A 23,771-nucleotide genomic window follows, 5' to 3' on the forward strand; every position below is an offset into this window, starting at 1 on the left:
GGTTCATTTGCTGATCAAGCCATGATGTTTAGGCTCCACTGTTATAGAGAAATTCAAACTATCTCAAAATGAGTTAGTGATTTATAATGTTGGCTGTTATAGGAAAGAAAATTAAAACTCTTCACGATTCCAGTAATACACAGTCGATCCTGTTATAGTAAAAATTCAAATTTGTTCAAACAGGATTGACACATATCCTACATAGCTTCCGCTGCTGTTTCTTCAATTTTATCAATCACGATTAGAACCGTGTTCACGTTCGTTCCAGACTCTTTGAAAGAACCTTCTGGCAACTTCTCATAATAGCCCCTACCATTTAACCATTCACGAAAATTAACGCTTGTAGCATCGCTTGCAAAGGTAAAATGAGGAGACATAATAGCGACTATGCGGCCATTGCTATTAAGACATTTATAAGCGTGTTGTACATGCTGTATGTCCTGATTTCTTTCAAATGGAGGATTCATAATTATTTTATCGTAGTGATTATACTTTCCATACTCCATAAAATCATTAGATACTAATTTATAATTTTTTAGTTCTAATATCTCACGCAAACTATAGTTCCATTCTACCGCATCTACACTCACTGTTATGCCATTTTCTTGAATGTGCGCTGTTATACAATCTAAGATATTACCATTACCTGCTGACGGCTCAAGAATCGTTTCACCATCTCCAATATTCGCAATATCTAGCATTCTTTCAACTACTTTTTTAGGAGTAGGAAAATAGCCTGCAATTTTTGAGAATTTGACCTCTGATTCTAACTTTTTTATTTTTTGCTTAATTGGACTTGCTGGCTTCTTCACTTCATCTCTAATCGCTTTGTATTCCTCAACTACTTCTGCTAGTTGTGCTGTGTTATATATTCCAGCCTTATTCAATCGCTTTTGCTTCTTGGGAACCTCTTTGTTATACCAATGATCATTGTCATACTCAGTAAAAATCTGAGGATATTCAAATTTATCACGCAATGAATAGTTGTGAATCTGATCTCTGAATGCACCATTCAAAAGATGTTGCTCAAAATTTGTCATGCTGTTATTGGAAGTTTTATATTTTAGATATTCAAGAAGAGCGATATCATAACGAAGTGATTCACGTTTCATTTCCCTTCCTACTTCTACTTGCTGACGTTTCCAAGTATTTGTTAAATGGTTTCCATGTAATGCATCGAGTTTCTTTTGTGCTGAGTTTATTTGTGAATCTATTTTTTCAACATGCTGTGACTGATCCAACATCTTTTGTTGCTTGCTGTTATAGGCTTTACTTAAAGAGCTGAGAGATTCCAGCGCCTCAATTAACACATCATAAGTAGCGTAGTTCGTTTGTACATGGTCTGTTATAGCATTGATAGGATAGTTGCGCTCAATCATATAGGATTGCAGATTGTTTGCAAATTCTTTCTTTTCTTCTGTTGCTTCTGGTTTTCTAAGCGTGTTAGGATAATCATAACTAAACATTAAATCTGCTGTATATTCAATGATAGCATCTACCATCTCCTCTAATTGTTCAAACTTGTACAAAGTTTCCTGTGCTGCTTCTTTTTCTGATTTTTCTTGCGGTGTTGTTTCATCTGCTAATAATGCTTTAACCTCATTAAAGATACTGTTACCTGCTTTAGATTTAGATATTAGCTCAGAGGCTTTTTGTTTGCTGATAACTAGGTTAGTGGTGTTCAGTTTTGTAGCACAATGTATAGCCCACAATTGCCGCTTTGTTGCTTGATCTTCTGTTGTATTCTTAGCGTTCACTGTTTCAGTTTTAACAGCTTCTGTTACTTCTTCCGTTTGTTCTACTACTGGCTCGTTAGATTCGATTTGTACAGCGTCAGAGGCTTTGTGAGTGCGTTTTGTTTTCTTGAATACAGTTTTTTCTATGTACTCCGTTACCTCTTTGAATTCGATTACTGCAATATGTCCTTTTGCTAACATCTGATTCAACTTATTTAAATCAATTCTCCATGTATTCCCCATTGCTTTAGATTGCTTATTTTTTTTACCGAGTTTAGCAAAGTTGAACCACGATGAATTTTTCCCATCATATTTATACGAAAATTGATATTTTGTTCCTTTGTAATTTCCGTTTGTGTAGCCTACTTTCATAATGAATGTAAAGCCTTCTTTGATGTCAGTTTCTGTTAGAGTGTTAATATCTAACTCAACTTCTTTAACAACGGTAACAGGCACTTTAATAACTTCAGCTTTCAATACGTCCGAATCGGTCAAAATTTTTTCAATCTTAGCAATAAACTTTGCAAGCTTTTCTGCCTTTTGCTCTGTCGCTGTTTTCTCTTCGTTTTCCCAATCGTAAGAGTTAACCGCAAAAGCTCCCGAACCTTTAGCAATGATTTGACCATCTTTTTCAATGTGCCAATTGTTATGTTTTGGGTTTCCATATGTGAAAGTTGGATATGTTTCAATGATTGAATAAGTTGGTGCAATACCTTGCTTTTCTTGCTCTCTCTTAATTAACTCTTTACAAGAAACTTTTTCATTTTCTGTTGACGCTACATCATTCATCATTGCAGTAAGTTTTGCAATTCGTTCTGATGCTTTATATGTAGTTTTGTTGTAATTATATTTTTTAACTTCATATCCACTGTAGTATGTAGAGTGTTGATCAATAACAAGTACAAAACCGTTTTTCGTAGCAATACCATTCCAAGAAGCTGGAGACCAGTAGTCTGTCATACTGTCCGATTCATCGCATTTATAACCAAAAATTTTCCAACCCTTATCAACTAGCGCTCCTGCAATCATTACTTTAGCCTCACGGTTATTATGGTAGCTCATAATTGATTACCTCACTTTTGTTCTTTTTGTTACTTTTATTATACAATAATATGTATACATAAGTCAAACTATTTTTATTATTTATGTTTTAAAAAAACCCTTATGTATCAAGGGTTTTAAAAACACAAATACGTCATAAAACTGCTGTTTCATGGCCTAGACACAAATAAAAACGGAATCATTTTGATTTGATCCGTTTCCTATACTCTTTCCGTTTCTTCATGCTGTATGTATGATCAATATTATATTGACCTTCCCAATCCTTTTCTGTCATCAATGCACTTTCTTTGGAGCCGTAGAAAGCATCACCAACTTGAAACCCTTCTTCTGTCATTAACTGAACACAATAACCATAATTACCATTATGCCAATTTTCTATCCATGTTGGAGTTTGGTCTATTTGCGATTCAGGAAGAATGATCTTCATATGTTCTCTCCCTCCTATCCATCTTTAATTGTACAGTATGACAGTCTTTAAAAACAGTATTTTATGGAAAAAAAGACTAAAGAAAAATTTTCTCTTTAGTCCATCATAGCCCATTTTTCGCCCGAAGTTTTTCCTTGACACTTTTTACAAACCTTTGCGCCCTCTGGAGGATTATTCAATGATTCACCGTGTAGCACATTAGGTCTATCAAGATTATAACTTTGGCAGGAAGGATACATTTCTCCGCTTAATTCAAATCCGAATATATGCCACATTCCAGTATTTGATTGCATCCATTTTAAAGGTTGATTAATATTAATTGTTGCTGAAACTTCTTTTTTATTCGTCTTCTTTTCTTCAATTGCTTCTCGCTTGAGTAATTCGGTTTTTGCTCTGCTCAAGTCTTCGTTTATTCTAAGTAATTGTGTTAATGCTTTTCTTTCTTCAGATCCAGCAGGGAAAGAAGCCCAAAACGCATCTGCATCAATACCTAGATCATTAATCAATTTCATATGATTATTAAGTTTTTCTTCATAGCGATTAACTTTTTTAATGGCTGCTTCTAGCTTTGCCGTCAAGGTTATCGCCTCCTATGTATTTCTTATTTGTTACTTTTATTATAATATAAAATATGTGATTAATCAATAATAATTTGTTATATTTCATATTCCTAAAACAGTATTCCAAAGGCTTTATTTTGGATGAATGTATATCACATCTTTGTCAACATCATAGTGAACATCGTCATAATCAATAGGAAAATAAGCTTTTATTGTTGGGTTCCAAATCATCACCTTTGTATATTTGGACTCTTTACCTTTCAACAAATCAAATAACCATGATAGCACTTTTCACCAATCCTTTCACTAATGGGGTTTATGCTTCTTTTAACTTTTCTATTGTTCGATCCAACATAATTACCATATAATCTGTAGCCTCTTCACTGTCTTCAAACTCTCTTTCGTTTAAAATTTTAGTCCACCCTCTACTATGTGCCATATCTACAAAAAATGATTCCCATTCATCACTTTTGTCATATTGAACTGTTGCTGATTCATCAAAATCATAATTTGAAACATTGTTGATAATTTTTGTTGCCATTTCATTGAGTATGGTTTTTGTTGTTTTCATTTAAAAGCACCATCCTATGTATTAACTTCTTAATTAAAGAATACCACAGTAATTAGATTTTGTAAACTTTTTTTAATATTTGGTTTTTTATAACCATCTCATATAAGTCGAATTTTATACCCTATTCTGCATAGTTCTGAATATGCTGCTCTAGCCTCCGTAAAGCCTCAGAATGGCCTATATAACCGTATACAGATACATTGTCATTAGATTCATCATGATGGCTTACAATGACCGTATAGCCGATATCAGAGCGCAAGAGGATAATTGTACGGTTTACTTCTGGCAACTGTCTAATTTCTGCTTGTGGATGGCTTGCATTTTCTTTTGACCATTGAAGGATATTCAAAAGATTTTCTTTTGCTTGTTCCTTTGTCGATCCTGATGCACTGAATACTGTGAATGATGCTATGTATGATTTTTGTTTTCCAAAAGTTGATTTATCTTGCATGATTTCAATTTTCATTTTTATGGCCTCTGTTACTTAAGTTTGGATAATTCATTTTGCCAATAGCGCAAATCCTGCTCTGACTCCAATTTTAAAAACACTGGATGCTCTCCCAATTCAATACCAGACAAGAACCGTGTACATTGTTCAATTTTGCCTTTGACTAACTCCAATTGGCTATAAATGTGCATTACTTTCATTCCTCCAAAACAATTTAATATAAATTACCATTGTCGGCCGTTTTTAACTGCCTCTAATTGTTCTTCAGCATGTTTAATATATTCTATTTTGTTGTGATCATTTTTGTAGGTATCAATTACCTTTTCTAGTTGCTTTTCATAATAAGCAATTAACTGTTCTTTAGTTTTCATTTTCCATTCCTCCGTTTTATGTATTGATGAAAGTAACATTTCATTTACTTTGTTACTCTATACTGATTCATGTACTCAATAGATTTGGTTATATTATGTTTGATATATCTTAGTGTTTCCGCATCTTTTGTTTCTTGGATTAGCCAGCGCTGATAAAAATCTTCATTGTTGAGTTTTGCTTGTTCGGCTTCTTTTAATTTGTTGTATAAAATAAGTTCATTATATTTTCGAAATGTTTCGATAACCCTTTTTTCAAGTAACAAAGCAACGTCAGCATAACTCATGAATTGTTCCCTCCTTATAAAATTAAAATTTGATTACCTATGCATTCAACGCTTCATATACTTCATTGCTCATTACGTTCATTGCTTCTTTACATCCATACATACAAAGCATCAAAACTATTTCACGAGCCTTTACATACTCCTCATTGCTCAATCCTGTACGTTCTGCTGCTTCATTGAATTCCTGCATCAGTTTTCTAGCCTTCTCATCCTTGTTTAGAATCTCAACAACTTTTGAGCTTGCGTTCATTATATCCACTCTCCATTTCATTTTTGTTATAAAATCAATCTTTCAAGGGAAGTTACCTTCCCTTGAATTTAATATTTTCTTGAATTAGGTTTAGGCCATTGTCTAAAGCATCTCTTTGAGATACTGCTGTTTGAATGACCTGCACATCAGCCCAAACACCAACACCATTTTGAAGATTAGTTATTGCTTGATAGATACATTTTGCATAACTCTCTGCTTTGTCAGCATCTTCAACCGTTTTGCAAAAATTTTTAGTAGTGTAACCCCAACCCTCATCATTGGAATAAAATGCTTCTGCTCTTGCTTCCCATTTAGCTGCCATCCGTTCTGCTTGTTCTTTTTGGCGTGTAGTAATGAATAGCCGTTTGCTCATTTTGGCCTCAACTCCGTTTCATTTGTTACTTTTATTATACACATTTTAATCATTAATGTCAAATGTATTTTAGTATTTCATTTTTATAAGTACAACAAAATAAGGAGAGGAACTCCTCTCCTTTGCTCTTTAATTTTTATTGATTTTGCTTAACAAGTTGAAAATAGTTTCATTTGATCCAATCAATTTTAGTCGCTCATAGTTGTCATCTGGCTTTGATGATAGTGCGAGTCGTTGAATTGATTCAAGGTTGAATTGAGCTTCTGTCTCCAAGGCTGATTTTAGTGTCTTTAAATCTGTGATTGGTTGACTGATGATATTATGTAAATCCATTTTATTTATTGTACTCACCCTTTTCAAGTTTGTTTTTGAAATTATCATAGCCCAATTCTGTAATACTAGTCCAATGTACTTTTAGCTTTTCTTCCATCATTTTAATTTTCAAACTAAAATATAGAGTTTGAACCATAAAGCTAATACTTAGAATAATGATGAGTATTATGTACCATTGCATGCCAACACTCCCCTAATTTATCTAAATAATACATTACTATTGGATGGTAAATCAACTGTAAGTTTAGTAGATTGATAATACTATGGTTGCAAACCCCAAGAAAATCTATAATGATGCATTTTACCAAATAAAACCGGAGTTGCTTTGTCAAGTTGAAATTGTTCATCACTATGCGCTAACGATTTTATTGCATGATACAAAAAGTCATACCATGACAATATGTTGTTATTCTGGTCTCTTATGTGGTAGGCAAGATTCACTTTTTTATCAAAATACAATTGCTCCAACTGGAGCAACGACTCTGCCCAATTACAATTTGCATAAATGATACGACCAAAACACATGCATTTGCCTTTTTGCCAACGACCTAAAAAGTCTTCTTTATCTCCACGAGATTTATGGTTGACCCAATAAAAACAAACAGAGTCTTCAGTTGGCGTATAGACTGGTGCATATGTCTGAACAAATTTTAAGATACGTTGAGTTTGTTTTGCAATTCGCTTATTCTTTTTAGCGGTAATAAGAGCTATTTGAAGCTCTCTTGTAAATTTATTGTCTGGAGAATTGTAAATGGTTTCACACTTCTCTGAACAAACTGTTTCAGCGTAGGTTGCTGTTTTACAAACCTCACATAAATTGTAATAATCATATGCATCCCATGTAGCCATTTTCTGATTCTCCTTTTTTAGTATTTATTTTAAATTATCATGAATCGAGTTGTGCCAATAATTTGTCCTGTGTCATTACGTTTTGCTCCTGCCCCTGTGTCTGGTACAAGGATGTCGTCACGTTTGATGTTTTGTAATTGTAAAGCTTGAGCCACCAAAAGTGAGACAACGAAATATGTGTCTGGCTGTGGCTCAAGCAAGCCCTCAACTACACCATATGTAGATTTAAAAACAGGGTAGTTTGCTATAGATGGTTGTTGCTCATATGTTTGAGATACACGAGCGGTTTGAATGTTGCCTGATTCATCTTTTGTTACTGGTACTTCGAGAATAATATTGTCACCCTCATATAGTTTGATTGCATGTGGAGTTAGATTGATAAATTTATTCATTTTAATTTCTCCTTTTTTATTTTCTTTTTATTTAATAAGAAGTTTAACTGTTAATTAAATATTACATTATGTTGTATTAGTAAATCTATTAGGAGTTTAGGGTTGCGTATAAATTTAAAATAATCAATCTTATTTACTTTGACATGTACAAAAACTTTTAAATTAGCACATGCCATTGTGTCTTTTGACCAGTTAATTATGACTTTGGGTTCTTTTTCAATGTGATATTCCTTTGGTGTATAGACGTAAAGATTTTTTTCATAGTTAATTTTAAAATAGTCATTTTCAGAATTGTTTGTATATTTTTCTAAGCTAATTGCTCCTATGTAGTTTACCTTCTTCATAAAATTTTCTAAATTAGAATGTCCTCCAATATGATTAAGGTCATTGACACTTATAAATGCATTATCAAATTGATCAATTTGAAAGGAAATAGGCCTCTTCATGCATTCCAATTTCATTTCCATTGTTTCTTTTATTGAGTCATCAATAAGCATTTTCTTTAGCTCCTTCTGTATTGTTACTAGTATTAATTACATCTAATTAATCTATTACACATTGTATTTAAAGTTAGACTACCTTCCTCAATCTCTTCTCGGGCTTCTTCAGTGCATCCTCCAAACGCACTAACATAATCTAGGTAGCAATCAATTAAATTGTCAGTTGTAGGCTCTGAATTGTAACCAGCAGTTTCTAGGGCTTTTCTGATTTTTTCTAGCATATCTGTTTATTCCCTTCTTTTAAAGTTAAATGTTACAATTAGAATCCACCGTTCCAAGCTTTAGTTAACATTTGTTCTGTTGCTTCTTTTTCTGATTCAAAAGGGCCGATTTCCGTTTTTGATGTGGTATTAAGAATGTACCAACCATCAAAGTCACTGTCATGATAAATTTCAAAGTTTTTAATAACCATATGCAAATCGCTCCTTTTTAGATAAATAGATTAATGTCTATAAGATTTTCAAGATCGGATAATCTACTGTTTAGTGTATTATCTAGAGCAGCTGATTGTTCTTCGGATGTTAAGTCTAACTGGGATAAGGCGTGAGTGACTAATGATTTTATTTTAGTTTGAATTGTGACTGGAAGTTGTGATATGTATTGAGCTTTAGAGATGACCATCTATTTATCTCCTTTTATGATTTAATAAGCGCTGAAAATTAGATAATATATTCTATTTCATTCTGATTTATGAAAAACTCTTCGTAGGGATTCTTTGAAGAAGGATAAACATTAAGCATTATTGCAATGTGGTTCTCATATTTTTTTAATAAATATCCTTTATGTTCATAATTGCAATTTTTCAATTTAATAGTTTTAATATTCATATTATCATCTCCTTGAAATCGATTAATTTTTTGACATCCATTGTAGAGCCTTAGAAGGATAACCTTTTGTAAAAACTACTTTCCACTCTCCATTCTCTTCTTTTACACTTAGAGTACCTGCTCCATACTTGGATTGAGATGAAAACCCCATACAAGATTCAAATGTCACTTGTTTGCCTAGTTTTGTAAAACCTGTTTGAATAACTGAACTCCCTTCAAGTTTAACTTCTGTGAATTTCCTGCATTTCTCCATTTCTTTTCTTTCTTGTGCTGCCCTTTTAATTTTTTCTGCTAGAGAAGATAATCTGTCTTGTGTCATATTAGAAATCCCTCCATTAGGTTAAGGTTGCGCCTGTTGTTTTTGTTACCTTTATTATACATCAAACTTATTTTAATATCAAGTTTTTTATATTTTTAGTTTATTATTAAATTGATTTACAAGTTTGGTGATTGAACCATTCAACCCTTTTAATCATGCTTTGTTTGCAAAAGGGATGTCTAGTTTTGACCAGAGATCATAGCATTCATCAATGTCATAATAACCATACTTGACTTGTTTTGCTAATTCCTTTTTCAGATCACGCTTCCAGTTAACAATTGTTGTATTAATTACAATATGTAAGGATCTGTCAACAATTATGATTTCACTATCAGAATTTATTTTTACATTTCCTAAAACTTTGACTTGGCCTACATCTTTCGCACTATCTTCCCATGCTCTTGCATCAATTGTATCGTTTGTGTCAGGTAAAAGAATATCTTCTGGTAATTGAGTAGTTAGAATTACATATAGATTATTAAAGGCCGATTTATCAGAAGCACGTATTCCATATCTTTGTGAGCTAAATTGATTAGTAGCAAAAAATGTGTATCCTATGTAATTTTCGAGATGATTTTCAAATTTATATTCATTGTTGTTGAAATAATAGTCAATATTATTTATGTTTGCCCAATCGGACATCGAAGTTGATTGTGGTATGAGTTCATTTGATTCGACTATCGATAAGAAGTTTTCAATTGAAGTTGCGTGGTAAAGAGTATACGTTTCTGACAATTGAGATACCTCCTTAAAGATTTAACATGAAATGGTTGAGGATTAGTGAATTAGGAAATTAACCAAATATCTCATAGCTACGGTTAGGGTATTAATGTAACTATATATTGACATGAGTCGTATAGTTAGGGATTAATACTGCGCCATCTAAGCGGTGCATATTTGATAAGTGAATTGTCATATTTCTTATATTAAGAATAGCAAAATTATATGTTTTTGTCAAGTATATACTTTACTTTATTCTAGATAGTATTTATTTTCTTTTACAGAAATTCGTCTGAATTGAAATACATTATGAATAGGTTCCTGTATAGCGTTAGCTATCTTTATCATTGTTTGAGCATCCAAATTATCATCTTTAAAAATTTGATTTATCCTTTGTTTGGTGACTCCAATTCGGTTTCCTAATTCTTCTTGAGTAACTCCTTTTGATTTGGAAACTTCTTTCGATTTATTTTCAAACCCTTCGGCTTTAAAAATGGATATTTGTTTATCAATATACTTGGAAGTTATATTACTATAATGTATTTCATTACAATCAAGGCATTTTGTTGCCCGAATATTTGGAATTACTAAAGTTTTGTTGTCTATAATTGTTTCGATTGTATCAATGATCTGAGCAAGGTTAGAAGAGCCACAGGAAGAGCAAAATGGAATTGTATTAATTATGGACATTATTAAACACTCCTTTGTGTTGAGTTTGGTTGAGTTTAGGAAAGGCTATGAACTATTGTTCATTATCCATAGCCGTAATGATGGAAATCCATTTATCAGTATGTAGAATTTTGATTGCTAATCGATGATTGTTTAAGCCACCTTCGATTTTGTAAGAGGTGATACCATCTATATTATTGGTGTCAGTACGTAAGATTGTATGAGCATTTAATAAAATGTTGTGAATTTCTTCGTCAGATAGATTGCGTTGAATTTGTTGGAGTTTAGCATGCTTAGTGCGAGAATATTTGTTTTGTGATGCAAGTTGATGAATAGTTGTCAAGACTTGTGAAGGTACTAACAAAGTCATTATATAACATCTCTTTTCTATAAGTCAATTATACACTTTACTTTTAATCATAATAATTATATTTGTTAATTTTAATATTTTATTTTAATAGTAAAATACTTATACATTCTCTATTGAATTTTATTTGTGTCTAAGACAATATAGACTGTATGTGTGAAATTATCTGAGGAGTCTAAATCAATTCGAGAGTTTTTGAATACAATAGTATCATATCCAGCATTAGCAATCATCTGTTTCCATTCTGTCATGTAACCAGAATCAAGAAGTAGTTTTGTCATTTCTGTTTTATTTGGATTTGTTTTACCAATATACTTCAAAGCTAGTGGAAAACAGAGGAAAAAGTTGTCGAAGTCGTCAGTGTGAGCATGCAAAGGGTTATTAATTGTGATTTGTTTAGTCATAACATGAGACCCATATATTTTAGCAGCTTCTGGTGTGGATGTGAACCAAGTTCCGATTGTATTATAGTTGGTGACAGTTCGATCATTATTAAATTGAACATTGGAATTGTGTGTGCCATGATAAACAATGATTGAGTTGTCGAGCTTCTTTAGTTCTTCAATTTGTTGCGCAAACTCAACTTCCCAAGCCAGAACCTTGTCGTATTGGGTTTTCATTGCTTCTACTTCATTGCGTTTAAAAGTTTGGTTTTCCATTTTAAAAACCACCTTAATGTTAATTTGGTTTATTTGATATATTTAGTGTATCATGAGTGGAGTGCAAATGTCAAGTATATGCTTTACTTTTGTGAATAATTTAAAAGTTATATTTTTTAATTTTTTATTTTTTTGTCAATACCTTGTTGACGCTCTTTGATAAACTTTTCAAATGTTGATAGTGCTTTATAATGTTCAATAAACGCTTTATACATTGATAGTTCATTTTTCAATCGCTCATTTTCTTTAGTTGTTTGGTTTGCATTTTGTAACCTTGAATCATTAACCATAAACTCTAATTGTCCATGTGTGCCGTTTTCTATAATGGTTTCGTCTTTGTAACGGATTTCCATCCATATTTGTAGGTTTTGGTATCCATGTTGTTGAAATAGGTTGAAACGTTTAAGCAGGCTTTCTAGGTTATCAAATTCGTACTTTTTAATGTTAGAATAATTTATTTCATCATAGTTCGGATCTTTGCCAGTTGTTTCGAGTGTATAGATCAATTCAAGATGTTTCCCTATTCCAAATTTTGACACGCCATTCTTATAACTTGCATATGGCTGTTTGAACGGCTTTGTAGGCTCTTCTATTGTGTCTGATGAAAATAGTTGTAAGTCGAGTCTTAAGGTGTTCTGAGAAGTCTTGCGAGGTTCCTCAGTTGTGATATAGGATGGATCAAAGTCCGATTGAATGCAGTATGTGTAAGCTTCATTATAGGTTGAGAATGTGCGGTTAAAGGCTGTATATGTATTAATTTGTTGTTTTTGTTCTTGTGATGGAGTTTCATTTTTTACATTATTAGTTTCTTCAGTTGTGTGTTCCTCTTTAACAATTATGACAACTTCTTCTATTTGCTGTGCTTCTTCTTTTACCTCATCGACAATGTTGAAATGAGATTTTAAACGTTGGATATAATTTAATACCTTTTCCTTGTCTTCATGAGTTTCAAGCATTTTGTATGCTACTTTCAATTGTTGTAAACCGTTTTGCTTATTGACTTCATTTTGAACGTCTTTAGTTATGGATTCAAATGCAATAGTTGACACAATTGTTTCACCTGTTTTTATAGCTGCTTGGCGGTTATCAGCGTAAATGTAAAAGTCTTCAGTTTTGCCGAACATATCAACGTCAAGTTGGTACATATAGCCCATTTCAGCAAATCTGTAACCTTTATGACCTTTAGCGGAAATAGTGAAATGTCTCACTGTGAATACCTCTTTTCATTAATTTAGTTTATAATTCATTATAACATGAATGGAATGAAAAAGTAAAGTGAATGATTTACTTTTGTTGAATGTAGTCCATTTGACATGGACAGTTGTATTTTGGGAGTGGACAATACTTATAAAATTTGGAGCATGTTACAATGGCGATATTTAATATTATTATATTGATAGTATTATTTTTAGTGGTCTAGCTAATCATTCAACTTTTTCAGCTGCTCACCCTCTATTGTTACCAGCATTATAGCCAATCCACAAATTAAGCCTCTTTCCCCGACTATTCGGTATTAGTTGGTTGACTAAAAAGCTAGTAATAGCAAGGGTGGGGGGATAGTTTACATCAATTCACTTACAAAAATATAGTAAAGGACGCCTATCTGTTCAACTTCCACACTCAACCTATTTTTTGAACTTTCTCATTCCGTCTATTCAACTCTGATTAATCCCTTTTATCCACCCATCACCAAAAATCAACCTAATCTCTATCGTATTCTCTATCGTCAAGCTATCGTAAATCCTTTACCATTACTACATTTCTTCCACCCACTCTCTACACAAATTTCACCCTATTCTCTCCATTTCTCTCATCCAATAACTCTTAATCCCTTGCCATTACTCACTTTTCACGATTGCACCTCACTAATCACTCCACTAAATCAATCCCCCAAACCTCCTATGCCTTGATATTACTACTTTTCTCCTACGCATCTACTCAATTAAACATCCTCTCACGATACTCATTATTTCACCTCACGATAACTAAAAAGTAACACCAACTATTTTCCAAGGGGGCTACATTAACATCAAACAATAAACCCACAAAAAAGCAGCTACCCATCCACTAGGTAACTGCAATCTTTCTATTCTCATCCCAATTTCTTATATTCTTATCAATTCCACTTTTATAAGCAGCCAACCATTCATCCTTATAACTCAAATTCACCAACAAATGATGTTCAAACATCTTTCCATTTTCACTCTTCCCATTCTTACTTATTTTCTTTTGAGAGCTAACCATATATCGACTATACAACAGACATTTTCTATTCATCTCATGAATCATTGCATTAACTGTCTTATCTCCAAAACCCAATACATCAGCCATATTGTTAATAGACATCCAGCTCTTACCCTCAGTACCATTTGACAATTTGCTAATCAGACAATGTAATCCCAGAAACCGTTCATTCAAACCTAAATTAATGTAATGCTGAATGAGTGGCATGTCTAAACTTATGTAATAGTTTTCTTCTTTCGGATTACAAGGAACATCAATTTCTTTTCCATTCACTGCAATATCTTTATATGTAGAAGGCTTATCAGTAGCCTCTATAATCAACAATTTGTCATCCTGTAATTTCCTATCCTTATCAAATAATCTATCCCACCTAGAGATATTAATCTTAATAACCTTCTCCTTAACAAGCAACTTCAGCAACTCCACAATCTTCTGTGATGAGTACCCCATCTCTTTTCTCAACAGTCCAAGAGAACAAATAAATGTATACTCTGATTCTTGATTATGAATCCTAAAACGAAAAAGATTCAGATAACAAAAGAACCCTTCACTACCTATACGTTTAAACTTATTGTTTCCATAAGCAAACCACTTCGATTTAACATGAATCTGTTTTAATGAAAACTCTATATAGATACCTCCTTCCTCTAAAACTAATTCTAATTATCAACAAAAGAAATGAACATATCTCAAATTTCTCTAAATCTCACTAATCAACCAACCCAAAGGGTCAAATCCACTGAGCAAATCTTGATTTGATCAGGAGATATTAATTAATTAATTATAAGATTATTAATATATTAATTATATAGTCGTTTTGGCCACTTTTGTCACAGAATTCTACTCACTTCATCGTCAAATTTGGAATTTTGTCAAGAAAATCGTGTTTTTCTATATATGGTCGTTTTGAGGGTGTTTGTCAAAGTTTTTTGAGTTTGTCATCGTCAAAATCAACCTTTTTGTCAAGGAATTTGAGCTGTTTTAATTACTTTTTAGGATTTTGTCAAGACAATGTGGCTCAAACCCTTGATATCACTGAATTTGAGCCATGGTCGAAATGAGGCATTTTGTCAAGGTAATCTGAACAGTCATCGTCAAAACTTAACTACTTGTCATGATTGGTGATACTTAGCTTTAGCAGAAATCGCATCATCCACCTCTTTGAAGTATCCAATATGTATGACCTTGTTCCCCTTTACTCTGTGTTCTGCTTTCCATCGTTGTTTATATTTATCCCATTTAACACCTTTAACTCCTGACTGATTTACTGCTTTATTTGTTGGCTTTAGAATTTCATCTTCTGGAACACCACTCTTAAAGCGATTTTTAATCTGAGGCCTAGAAATACCACTTATTCTTGACCACTCTGAGACAGTTTTTGTTTCGCCATTGATTGTTATATTATAATTGCTTCTCGTATTGTTGGATTGTGCGATTCTTGTTGTCCATCTACAGTTGTCAGGTTCGTAGTTGCCGTTTACATCAACACGATCTAATGTCAAATAATCAGAATATCCATTATTAGTGGCCCATTCGTAAAAAGTCATGAAATCATTTTTCCATTGTTCAAAAACTGTAATTCCACGACCTCCATAATCTGCATCATCTTTATCATTGCATCGCGTTTTCATTCCGTTCCAGATCGTAAACAATCTCGTATTTGTCATCCCATGTGTTCTAGAACCCTTTTCACATCCACAACTTTTTTGACCACTACTTAATATTCCATCTGACCTAACCCATTTTTCATTTTCACTGCATTCACACTTAACCAAAAAATACCCTTTTTTATCTTTAAATTGGTATTCAAGAATTTCTAACTTTCCAAACTTCTCACCAACATATTCTTTATGTTTTCTATATATCATTCAACCTCTCCTTCTAGAATTAAGATCCACCTTGTGTAAACAGATTGGGGTATTGTCTGTTTTTCTCGCTCCATTATTGATATGTATGATTTACTTAAATTTAATTTTTTGGCTATTTCTTGAGCTTCAATGTCTTTTTTAATCCTCAAGATTTTTAACTGCTTACCAGATAACAATTACAATCCTCCATTCAATTAGTTAATAAGATTAAAATAAAAACGTCCATATTGGACGCTTCAAATGTATCATCATTTCAGTTAATCTGTCAATTTTTATTTTTTATATATTTTAATATTTTATATCCCAATCATGTCTTGTATTCTCAAGGCTAATTGTTCATAGGCTGATTTGTTACACTCCTTGAGAATTTGCAATAACTCCTCTTTATTAACCAAATCAAATACTTCCTCATTTATATCTCTAAACATGCGAATCCCTGCCATGTTCCTAAAATCCTTCTTAGTTTTCACATAATGATTTTTAAATGTCTTAATATCCTTGTGACCTGACTGTTCCATTGCCTGAATAATATCGCCAGTAACTTCAATTTCATAGTTTAATGCTGTACCTCTAAGTGAATGCGTTGTGACCCTTCCCTCAAATCCCAACTCTTTAGCTGCTCTGGTAATTGCATTATGAACATTGTCTACTGTTAAGTTAGGAAATAGCTTTTCATCTGTTATACATTGCTCGATTTTATCATATACCCATTTTTCGAATCCCATGGTTCTTTTATCTTTCATCTTATCAATCAATGTAATAAGGTAAAGAGAATCCTTTTCAGACTTTTTTATATTCTTTTTTTCTGAATTAACAAGTACTTCAACACGAAAACTTGTTTGTGTGGATAGGTAAATAAAAGCATTGAGTTCATTTCCATAAGTATATTGAAGAACATGTTCAGCTAATTGGACAACTTGATCTTTACTAAGTTGATCAAAACTATTTGGAACATACTTAAGTCGTTTCAGATCAAAATTCAAGTAATTCACATCATAGCCAATACTCTGAAAAAACTTATGCAACCCTTTGACTGTACTCATTTTCCTGTTAATTGTACCTTCATAATTCTCTGACTTCTTTGCTTTTGCTTTTTTGATTAGGAAATTTCTAAACTCTATTGCATGAGTCTTATTAATAATAGCGCCGTTCTTAGTTTTAATAATATCATCTTTATCTAAATCTGATAAATCTTTTCCATGCATGTATTGAAAGTATTCCAAAAGATCACGTCTATATTCTGTTCTTGTGTTTTTACTTTCATATTGATTCAAAAATGATTCAATATCAATAAATGCAGATTCTACACCGATTCGCTGAATGTTGGCTGCTGTAGACAAAGTAATCATCCTTTCCCAACTATTTTTATTCATCATATGATAGTTGGTATGCTTTGTCAATATTTTGTTGTTTTTAATATTTTATTTTGTTGACAATTGCTAAGTAACCATGCTAAGTTAGAACCGTAAATAGGAATTGATTTTGAGTTTTGATTCCTCTTTACCGAATCATTATGAGAGGGTGATAAAATAAAAATATGAAAAAGGTGATTAATGAATGGGGAAGTTTTCAAGATTAACAGTGCAAGATGCATATTATGATGGACTTTATGATCCAAGATATGAGATGTTTTGTGAGGAAACTCAAACAATTTTTAAACGAGTTGATGATGGATGGGATACATATGAGAGTGTTTTTAAAAGGAATTATAAATATGAAGATGAATGGGAATTGAAAATGCTGCGTGGGGAAATTAAAAGAAAATTATAGTAATGGAGAACTATTCATAATGAAACATAATCCAAATACTTGTGACCACCTTTTTGTTTGCGATGAAAAATGGGAGTGTAATTGCGAAAATGAATATGGTTGTGATGAGTGTAATGATGATTACGAAAGTGAAGCCTCGGTAGCAAGAGGTCTGAGATTTAGAATTGATGATGATAGAGAGTGGGTTCCATACGACTATCATTTAAAATTTGGAGGGGCTTGAATATTGAATGAATTGAGTAAACCTGTATATATACCTTCAATTGAAGGTTGCGACATATATAATCATATGTTTAGAGGTAGAGAAATTGATATTAAATACATAGGCATGATCCCTTCAAGTTTAGAGTTAAATAAACTAGTTTCAATTGGACTCAAAACAAAAACAAAAAAAACAAATAATAAAATGCTTTCTGATGATATTATTAATGTTAAGTTTAAGCAAAAAGTCAATTCAGGAATAGACATAATCACTAAATTAACTGAGAAGATTTTAAAATTAGATGACAATAAAAGTACATATGCTCAAAAATTAAATGATCTTATAGATTTAATAAAATTTGAATCAAATGAAGCGAAATGGAATGAAGTCACCACTGAGCAATTACGTAAACAGTTGTATGCTGATGGATTTTATTTAAATGGATCACATTATGTTGTCTACAAGCGTTCTAGTGCCAAGTCTAGAATTGGTCAATGCCTCTTCATCAAAAAGAAATTCCATAAGCCAATGATAAAATGGAGCAGAATGAACATTGATTTTAACAATAGACCAAAAGAAGATGGAATTGACTTCCCTTCCCTACTTGCTTATGAAAGTTTGGTTGGCTCTTCAATTGAAAGCATTATTACAATTGATCCAAAAAATATATTAATGGTTGATGATGTACATAGTACTTTCACAAGAAGAGCAAACGTAATTAAAACTGATGAAAATGGTTATTTAAATAGTTTTAAAGAAAATGCGCAAATAAAGAATAACTTATTTGATGGAGAAGCACTTCTTGACACAAGTTATTTTACTGGAGATAAATCGATGATGCTCCTTAGAAATCATATGTTTAAAAGTGCTGCCTTCAATTGTAATATTCAGAAATTCTTAAAGGATCATTGTCCACAAGGAATTGACTTTGACGAATGGAAGATTCCAACCATGTTCAAAAATGAATTCATTTATGCTAAGGATGTTCACTTAATTACAACTCCAAGCAGTTTAAAAGCTTTAAAGTTCAGCACTATTCTAGGGTCTGATCTAAAAATGTGGAGGTATTGGAAAAAATTAATTCAGCAAGATGGTTGTAAATTTGGAGTATGTAAAAGTGAAAAAAGATCTAAACTTGGTGTAGATGATAATGGAAACTCATTGCAACAAACCAGTTATCAAATGCTTAACTCTTTACCAATGAATAAAAAAGACATAGAGAATTTCACTAAACTAGAAAAGAAGTTTATTATTAAACTTAAAAATGACAACAACTTTTTTATTGAATATATTAAGACAAATGCAAACGATATTAACTGCAATGAGATGTTTGCTGAGTTGTATAATGTTTGTCCAAGAATTGTTCACACAAAAGTTTTTCGAAAGTTTAGAAAGGACATTATTAGCAGTCATGTTACACATATTAAAAATGGCAAGGTTCGTCTAAGAGGAGATTATTGCGTAATGCTAGGTAATCCAATTGAGTTTTTATACCATGCAATTGGAAAGCTAGATAGAGATAATCCTATATCATTATCTCTAATTGGAAATGAGGTACATACATCTCTATTCAATGAGACAGAATTAACAGGTTTTAGGAACCCACATACTAGTCCCAATAATGTACTTTTGGTGAAGAACATAAATTCAAAAATTATCAATACTTATTTCAATCTCTCTGAAAATATAGTTTGTGTTAATGCTATTGACTTTCCTCTTCAAGATATTCTATCTGGTGCAGATTATGATTCAGACACTGTACTATTAACTGATGATAATCATCTTCTGTCAATCACAAAGAAAGTTTTTGGTAGATATGATGTATGCATAAATCAAGTTAAAAATAGTAAAAGAGATTACATAGTATGCAATGAAGATATGGCAATCATTGATAGTGAACTTTCAAATAGCCAAAAATACATTGGACGAACCGTGAATATTGGTCAGTTATGTATGTCCCGATATTGGGATCTAATACATTCTGGTCATGCAATAGAAGACTTAGATGATCTCATGAAGAAAATTGATGTCGTTACAGTTCTATCTGGAATATGTATCGATCTTGCCAAAAAAATGTTTGATATTAATATTAATAAAGAGATTGATTTTATTAGTAAAACCAAGCTCCTTAAGAAAAACAAACCTTTATTTTGGAGATATGTTAGCCAAAACGAGAAAATTTTAACTGGGAAATATAATTGCCCAATGGATCTCTTATATTTAGAAATGGAGAATATTAAATCAGCAGATCATCGAAAAGATGTTCCTTTAAAAGACTTGCTGATGCCCTTTGGATCTAAAGGTAGTGCATATGAACAGGAACAAAAGATTCTTCTTTATGTGGAAGCCATGGTGAATAAAATTAACAGTACATATGCAAATAATGCATTGTCAACAAACGAAAAAGAAAGACGAATTGATGATGCAATTAAGTATTGTAGTTATTTTATCAAAAAATTAAAAATTAATAGCGAAACAATGTATTCACTTCTATCTAAGATTTCTTCTACATCTTCACAAAAAAATAGGCAAGTCAAGCTTGGTGCAAGACTTATGGGTATACTATACAATAGTCAAAAACATACGTTTTTAACCGCTTTTTCGTTAATTTATTGATAATTTACTTTTTAAAATCACCCTCAAATCATTGGTATGACTGTCTTTTTTTAAAATCATCTTTAGCGCCATATGGTAAGGGTAACGCCCATTATCAATATAAAATTTAAAAATAAGGGAGATTAAATTAAATGAATAAGAATGATTTGGTGAATACAGTTTCTGAACAATCTGGTATTTCTAAGAAAGATTCTGAGAAGGTAGTGGAAACAGTTTTTGAAGTTATCGCACAAACACTTGCATCTGGAGAAAATGTTAAACTTGTAGGTTTTGGTAATTTTGAAGTTCGTGAACGTGCTGCACGGAAAGGTAGAAATCCGCAATCAGGTGAAGAGATTGATATTGCTGAAACAAAAGTACCTGCATTCAAAGCCAGTAAACAACTAAAAAAACTTGTAAGTATTTCTTAATATATCGAATAGCAAAACAACGTCTATGAAGAAGTGCGCTCTGAAGAAGAGCTACTTCTTCCCCACTCTACCTTATTAGAGAAAGGTATGTTGCTCATGAAGATAGTCTTTGATACAAATGCATTACTATCATTTTCACATTTGCTAAATAATGATGATGAGATAATTATACCTATAATCGTAATTGATGAATTGGATAATCTTAAATCAGGATTTACTGAAAAGTCTTACAGAGCAAGAGAAGCAGTCCGCAAAATCAAGAAGCTGTCTAATCTATATATCGATCCCGTATTTAGTCGAAATCATAAACTTGTTGATAATAGCAAGTATGGGAAAAATGATGATGTTATTATTGAATGTGCTAAAACACACAATGCATCTTTGGTTACAGGGGATTACATTGTAGAAATCAAAGCCAAAGCAGAAAATATCAATGTGATTGATACTCTTGGAAATCAAAATGATGACTATACTGGCTACAGGGAATTTATAATTGAAGAAAATGAAATTGACTCATTTCATTTCAATATACATAAGCATGGATTTCAAATCAATCAATATGTAATTCTTAAAGATGCATCTGAAGAGATTATTGAAATTGCCAAATGGAACGGCAATTCACTCCAACGTTGTAAACCTGAAGACATTAAAACAATCATGTTTGGCAATTTTAAAGCTTTCGATGAATTCCAAGTTTGTGCTCTAGACAGTCTACAAACGAATCAGATGACGATGATTAAAGGTAAAGCTGGTAGTGGTAAAAGTATTATTACATTAAACTATGCTTGGAATGAGATTGAAAATAACAAATACGATAAACTCATTATCTTCACTAATCCTGTTGCCTCAAAGAATAGTGCCAAGTTAGGATACTACCCAGGCACTCGCTTAGAGAAGTTGATGGAATCACAAACAGGCACGATGCTTACAAGTAAGTTTGGAGATGAATCTGAAGTTTATAAGCAGATTGAAGCTAATAAGCTTGCTCTTCTCCCATTCTCTGATATTCGTGGATTTGATACCACTGGTATGAAGGCATTGATTTGGTTTATTGAATGTCAAAACCTTGATGTTGAATTAATGAAACTTGGTATTTCTCGTGTTGGTGATGATTGCAAAATCATTCTTGATGGTGATTATTCTGGACAAGTTGATATGGAAGCTTATGCTGGATATAACAATGGTATGAGAAGAGTTTCTGAAGTATTTCGTGGTCAAGATTTCTATGGAGAAGTTCAACTCAATTATGTTCATCGTTCAAAAATGGCAGCTAGAGCCGATTTCCTATAATCATTTTTATACTTCAATTTCTATATCCACTCATTGACAGGACACCACTCCTGTCTTTTTTGTTACCGTAACACCAAAAATCTAATAGGGAGAGATTTATGTGAGTGACAATAAACAGAAAGAACTAAATAAGATCAAAGAAGATTTGTTTAATTTATATCCAAATGCAGATTCTATCTCAGTATCTGTTGATGGTGATAAAATCCATGTTTCATTGAAAGAAAAATATGTAGTTTCAGTAGATGACAAGGAGTGAATTGATGAATCATCAAAAACTTCTTGAAATAGGAATTCAGAAGAAAAACAAGGAAATTGATGCAAGTTGGCAAGAGCTTGCTGACAAATATAGTGATGGCTTGTTTGATAATGGTGAATCATTTCGTTGTTGGGTAAAAGCACGACTGAAATCAGAAAGCAAGCTCTCAAAACAGATCTCTACTACTGATGATAAGAAAAACTACAAAGAGACTATAGAAATAAATAAAGACGGATCTCAAATTAGTGACAAACTTATTGAAATGTCTTTGGAGCAGAGTAAAAATCCTGCTTATCTTCTAAAGGCTCATGGTTATGATGTTTCGACATGGGATCTGATTTCTTCTAGGAGCAATATTTGGAATGCGTTCAGTAATGATGCAGGTGTTCTCGAATTACGCGCAAGCAAAATTACTGTTCGCCCACTCAAGAATCACTTTAATTTTGATCGATTTATCGAATCATTGAAGAATTTAAAACCAATTGAATTGACAACTAATCTAAATTTTATTGAAGATAAACGACTACTTGAAATCCCCCTCTTTGACCCTCATTTTGGTGTTTCTGACTATGATTATTACAAACCAACCCAAGAACGAATAGCAAACAAAATTAGACATCGACAGTGGGAACAAGTTTTGTTTATTGTAGGACAGGACATGCTCCACAATGATGATTTTAGAGGTAGAACATCCAGTGGAACACCTATTGAAACAGTAGACATGGAAAAAGCATGGAATGATTGCTTAAGCTTCTATCAACCTCTAATCAATACGGCGTTTAAGTACTCTAATAAAGTAAAAATAATGTATTCAAAAGGTAATCATGACGAATCCATGAGCTGGGCATTTGTACAACTTCTTAAAGGCCTCTACCCTGCTGCTGAAATTGATGATTCATTCATTGAACGTAAGGCACATGTATTCGGTGATAACTTTATTGGTACTACACATGGAGATAAAGCCAGAAAAAACCTTCACAACATCTTCCCTATTGAGTTTCCAATGGAATGGGCTAGAGCAAAGAATCGTGAAATCCACATCGGCCACCTGCATGTAGAAGATGGTAGAGACTATTTCGGTATGATGGTTAGAACACTAGCGACAAGAAATAAGACTGATAAATGGCATAAAGATCAAGGATATGTTGGCGCACATAAACGTTTTATGTTGTTTGAATATACTGAGACTGATTTAGAAAGTATTTATTATGTCTAACCTTCGCCTTCCAGTCTCCTCTCCTGCCAATGTTATAATTCTTGGAAGTCAACTTAAAAGCAAAGAAGAAATTATTGATGATTACATAGACATTCTGAAGACTTGTAAGACAGCTAATGATTTTTATCAGTGTATGTCCATGTTTTTTGAGGATGTAACTATACGAACTGGTGAGCTTATTT

Annotated in this window: 30 protein-coding genes; 7 read left to right on the top strand and 23 right to left on the bottom strand. The window is 32.4% G+C overall.

Annotated features, from left to right (window positions below; genetic code table 11):
• Positions 1-197: 197 nt before the first annotated feature.
• From ACFQZE_RS07130 to ACFQZE_RS07240, 23 genes are all read right to left on the bottom strand, one after another.
• The gene (locus tag ACFQZE_RS07130) at positions 198-2,798 is read right to left on the bottom strand and encodes a methyltransferase (protein ID WP_379355089.1); all 2,601 of its coding nucleotides are present in this window, start codon (positions 2,796-2,798) and stop codon (positions 198-200) included.
• 178 nt (positions 2,799-2,976) lie between these two features.
• Complete coding sequence (locus tag ACFQZE_RS07135; RefSeq protein WP_379355091.1) at positions 2,977-3,225, bottom strand: hypothetical protein; 249 nt, start codon at positions 3,223-3,225, stop codon at positions 2,977-2,979.
• Between the two features lie 95 nt (positions 3,226-3,320).
• Positions 3,321-3,803 carry a hypothetical protein gene (locus ACFQZE_RS07140; protein ID WP_379355093.1) on the bottom strand — a complete coding sequence of 161 codons (483 nt, stop codon included), beginning with the start codon at positions 3,801-3,803 and terminating at the stop codon, positions 3,321-3,323.
• 298 nt (positions 3,804-4,101) lie between these two features.
• Positions 4,102-4,356 carry a hypothetical protein gene (locus ACFQZE_RS07145; RefSeq protein WP_379355095.1) on the bottom strand — a complete coding sequence of 85 codons (255 nt, stop codon included), beginning with the start codon at positions 4,354-4,356 and terminating at the stop codon, positions 4,102-4,104.
• Between the two features lie 121 nt (positions 4,357-4,477).
• Positions 4,478-4,822 carry a hypothetical protein gene (locus ACFQZE_RS07150; protein WP_379355097.1) on the bottom strand — a complete coding sequence of 115 codons (345 nt, stop codon included), beginning with the start codon at positions 4,820-4,822 and terminating at the stop codon, positions 4,478-4,480.
• Positions 4,823-5,028: 206 nt separating this feature from the next.
• The gene (locus ACFQZE_RS07155) at positions 5,029-5,175 is read right to left on the bottom strand and encodes a hypothetical protein (RefSeq protein ID WP_379355099.1); all 147 of its coding nucleotides are present in this window, start codon (positions 5,173-5,175) and stop codon (positions 5,029-5,031) included.
• 44 nt (positions 5,176-5,219) lie between these two features.
• Positions 5,220-5,459 carry a hypothetical protein gene (locus tag ACFQZE_RS07160; protein WP_379355101.1) on the bottom strand — a complete coding sequence of 80 codons (240 nt, stop codon included), beginning with the start codon at positions 5,457-5,459 and terminating at the stop codon, positions 5,220-5,222.
• 37 nt (positions 5,460-5,496) lie between these two features.
• Positions 5,497-5,709 (bottom strand): hypothetical protein, encoded by a 213-nt coding sequence (locus ACFQZE_RS07165; RefSeq protein WP_379355103.1) that lies wholly within the window; start codon positions 5,707-5,709, stop codon positions 5,497-5,499.
• 52 nt (positions 5,710-5,761) lie between these two features.
• Positions 5,762-6,082 (bottom strand): hypothetical protein, encoded by a 321-nt coding sequence (locus ACFQZE_RS07170; RefSeq protein WP_379355105.1) that lies wholly within the window; start codon positions 6,080-6,082, stop codon positions 5,762-5,764.
• Between the two features lie 594 nt (positions 6,083-6,676).
• Positions 6,677-7,264, bottom strand: a complete 588-nt coding sequence (locus ACFQZE_RS07175) for a hypothetical protein (protein ID WP_379355107.1) — start codon at positions 7,262-7,264, stop codon at positions 6,677-6,679.
• Between the two features lie 29 nt (positions 7,265-7,293).
• Positions 7,294-7,656: a hypothetical protein gene (locus tag ACFQZE_RS07180; protein WP_379355109.1), complete on the bottom strand. Its 363-nt coding sequence runs from the start codon at positions 7,654-7,656 to the stop codon at positions 7,294-7,296.
• A gap of 50 nt (positions 7,657-7,706) precedes the next feature.
• Entirely contained in the window at positions 7,707-8,153 is a 447-nt protein-coding gene (locus ACFQZE_RS07185; RefSeq protein WP_379355111.1) for a hypothetical protein, read from the bottom strand.
• 262 nt (positions 8,154-8,415) lie between these two features.
• On the bottom strand, positions 8,416-8,568 hold the full coding sequence (locus ACFQZE_RS07190; protein WP_379355113.1) for a hypothetical protein: 153 nt from the start codon (positions 8,566-8,568) through the stop codon (positions 8,416-8,418).
• Positions 8,569-9,005: 437 nt separating this feature from the next.
• On the bottom strand, positions 9,006-9,302 hold the full coding sequence (locus ACFQZE_RS07195) for a hypothetical protein (protein ID WP_379355115.1): 297 nt from the start codon (positions 9,300-9,302) through the stop codon (positions 9,006-9,008).
• Between the two features lie 153 nt (positions 9,303-9,455).
• Positions 9,456-10,037: a hypothetical protein gene (locus tag ACFQZE_RS07200; protein WP_379355117.1), complete on the bottom strand. Its 582-nt coding sequence runs from the start codon at positions 10,035-10,037 to the stop codon at positions 9,456-9,458.
• Positions 10,038-10,274: 237 nt separating this feature from the next.
• The gene (locus tag ACFQZE_RS07205; RefSeq protein WP_379355119.1) at positions 10,275-10,712 is read right to left on the bottom strand and encodes a helix-turn-helix domain-containing protein; all 438 of its coding nucleotides are present in this window, start codon (positions 10,710-10,712) and stop codon (positions 10,275-10,277) included.
• A gap of 52 nt (positions 10,713-10,764) precedes the next feature.
• Positions 10,765-11,061, bottom strand: a complete 297-nt coding sequence (locus tag ACFQZE_RS07210) for a hypothetical protein (protein WP_379355121.1) — start codon at positions 11,059-11,061, stop codon at positions 10,765-10,767.
• A 110-nt stretch (positions 11,062-11,171) separates the two neighbouring features.
• Positions 11,172-11,717: an ADP-ribosyltransferase-containing protein gene (locus ACFQZE_RS07215; protein ID WP_379355123.1), complete on the bottom strand. Its 546-nt coding sequence runs from the start codon at positions 11,715-11,717 to the stop codon at positions 11,172-11,174.
• A 116-nt stretch (positions 11,718-11,833) separates the two neighbouring features.
• Entirely contained in the window at positions 11,834-12,925 is a 1,092-nt protein-coding gene (locus ACFQZE_RS07220; protein WP_379355125.1) for a hypothetical protein, read from the bottom strand.
• 859 nt (positions 12,926-13,784) lie between these two features.
• Positions 13,785-14,381: a hypothetical protein gene (locus ACFQZE_RS07225; RefSeq protein WP_379355127.1), complete on the bottom strand. Its 597-nt coding sequence runs from the start codon at positions 14,379-14,381 to the stop codon at positions 13,785-13,787.
• Positions 14,382-15,073: 692 nt separating this feature from the next.
• Positions 15,074-15,829, bottom strand: a complete 756-nt coding sequence (locus ACFQZE_RS07230) for a hypothetical protein (protein WP_379355129.1) — start codon at positions 15,827-15,829, stop codon at positions 15,074-15,076.
• Positions 15,826-16,005 carry a helix-turn-helix domain-containing protein gene (locus ACFQZE_RS07235; RefSeq protein WP_379355131.1) on the bottom strand — a complete coding sequence of 60 codons (180 nt, stop codon included), beginning with the start codon at positions 16,003-16,005 and terminating at the stop codon, positions 15,826-15,828. Before ACFQZE_RS07235 ends, ACFQZE_RS07230 begins: the two co-directional genes overlap by 4 nt.
• Before the next feature lie 120 nt (positions 16,006-16,125).
• A complete protein-coding gene (locus ACFQZE_RS07240) occupies positions 16,126-17,169 on the bottom strand; it encodes a tyrosine-type recombinase/integrase (RefSeq protein WP_379355133.1) in 1,044 nt (347 codons plus the stop codon).
• A gap of 217 nt (positions 17,170-17,386) precedes the next feature.
• Here ACFQZE_RS07240 and ACFQZE_RS07245 point away from each other — a divergent pair, with 217 nt between their 5' ends.
• From ACFQZE_RS07245 to ACFQZE_RS07275, 7 genes are all read left to right on the top strand, one after another.
• Complete coding sequence (locus ACFQZE_RS07245) at positions 17,387-17,599, top strand: hypothetical protein (protein ID WP_379355135.1); 213 nt, start codon at positions 17,387-17,389, stop codon at positions 17,597-17,599.
• A gap of 19 nt (positions 17,600-17,618) precedes the next feature.
• Complete coding sequence (locus tag ACFQZE_RS07250) at positions 17,619-17,822, top strand: hypothetical protein (RefSeq protein WP_379355137.1); 204 nt, start codon at positions 17,619-17,621, stop codon at positions 17,820-17,822.
• A 3-nt stretch (positions 17,823-17,825) separates the two neighbouring features.
• Positions 17,826-20,417 (top strand): hypothetical protein, encoded by a 2,592-nt coding sequence (locus ACFQZE_RS07255; RefSeq protein ID WP_379355139.1) that lies wholly within the window; start codon positions 17,826-17,828, stop codon positions 20,415-20,417.
• A 131-nt stretch (positions 20,418-20,548) separates the two neighbouring features.
• Complete coding sequence (locus ACFQZE_RS07260) at positions 20,549-20,827, top strand: HU family DNA-binding protein (RefSeq protein WP_379355141.1); 279 nt, start codon at positions 20,549-20,551, stop codon at positions 20,825-20,827.
• Between the two features lie 96 nt (positions 20,828-20,923).
• Positions 20,924-22,117, top strand: coding sequence for a PhoH family protein (locus ACFQZE_RS07265; RefSeq protein WP_379355143.1), 1,194 nt, complete (start codon positions 20,924-20,926; stop codon positions 22,115-22,117).
• A gap of 100 nt (positions 22,118-22,217) precedes the next feature.
• Positions 22,218-22,373: a hypothetical protein gene (locus tag ACFQZE_RS07270; RefSeq protein WP_379355145.1), complete on the top strand. Its 156-nt coding sequence runs from the start codon at positions 22,218-22,220 to the stop codon at positions 22,371-22,373.
• Between the two features lie 4 nt (positions 22,374-22,377).
• Complete coding sequence (locus ACFQZE_RS07275; RefSeq protein WP_379355147.1) at positions 22,378-23,589, top strand: hypothetical protein; 1,212 nt, start codon at positions 22,378-22,380, stop codon at positions 23,587-23,589.
• Positions 23,590-23,771 lie beyond the last annotated feature (182 nt).

It is taken from the genome of Paenibacillus sp. GCM10027627 (genome assembly GCF_042675505.1).
In the GTDB taxonomy this organism is placed as follows: Bacteria; Bacillota; Bacilli; order Paenibacillales; family Paenibacillaceae; genus Pristimantibacillus.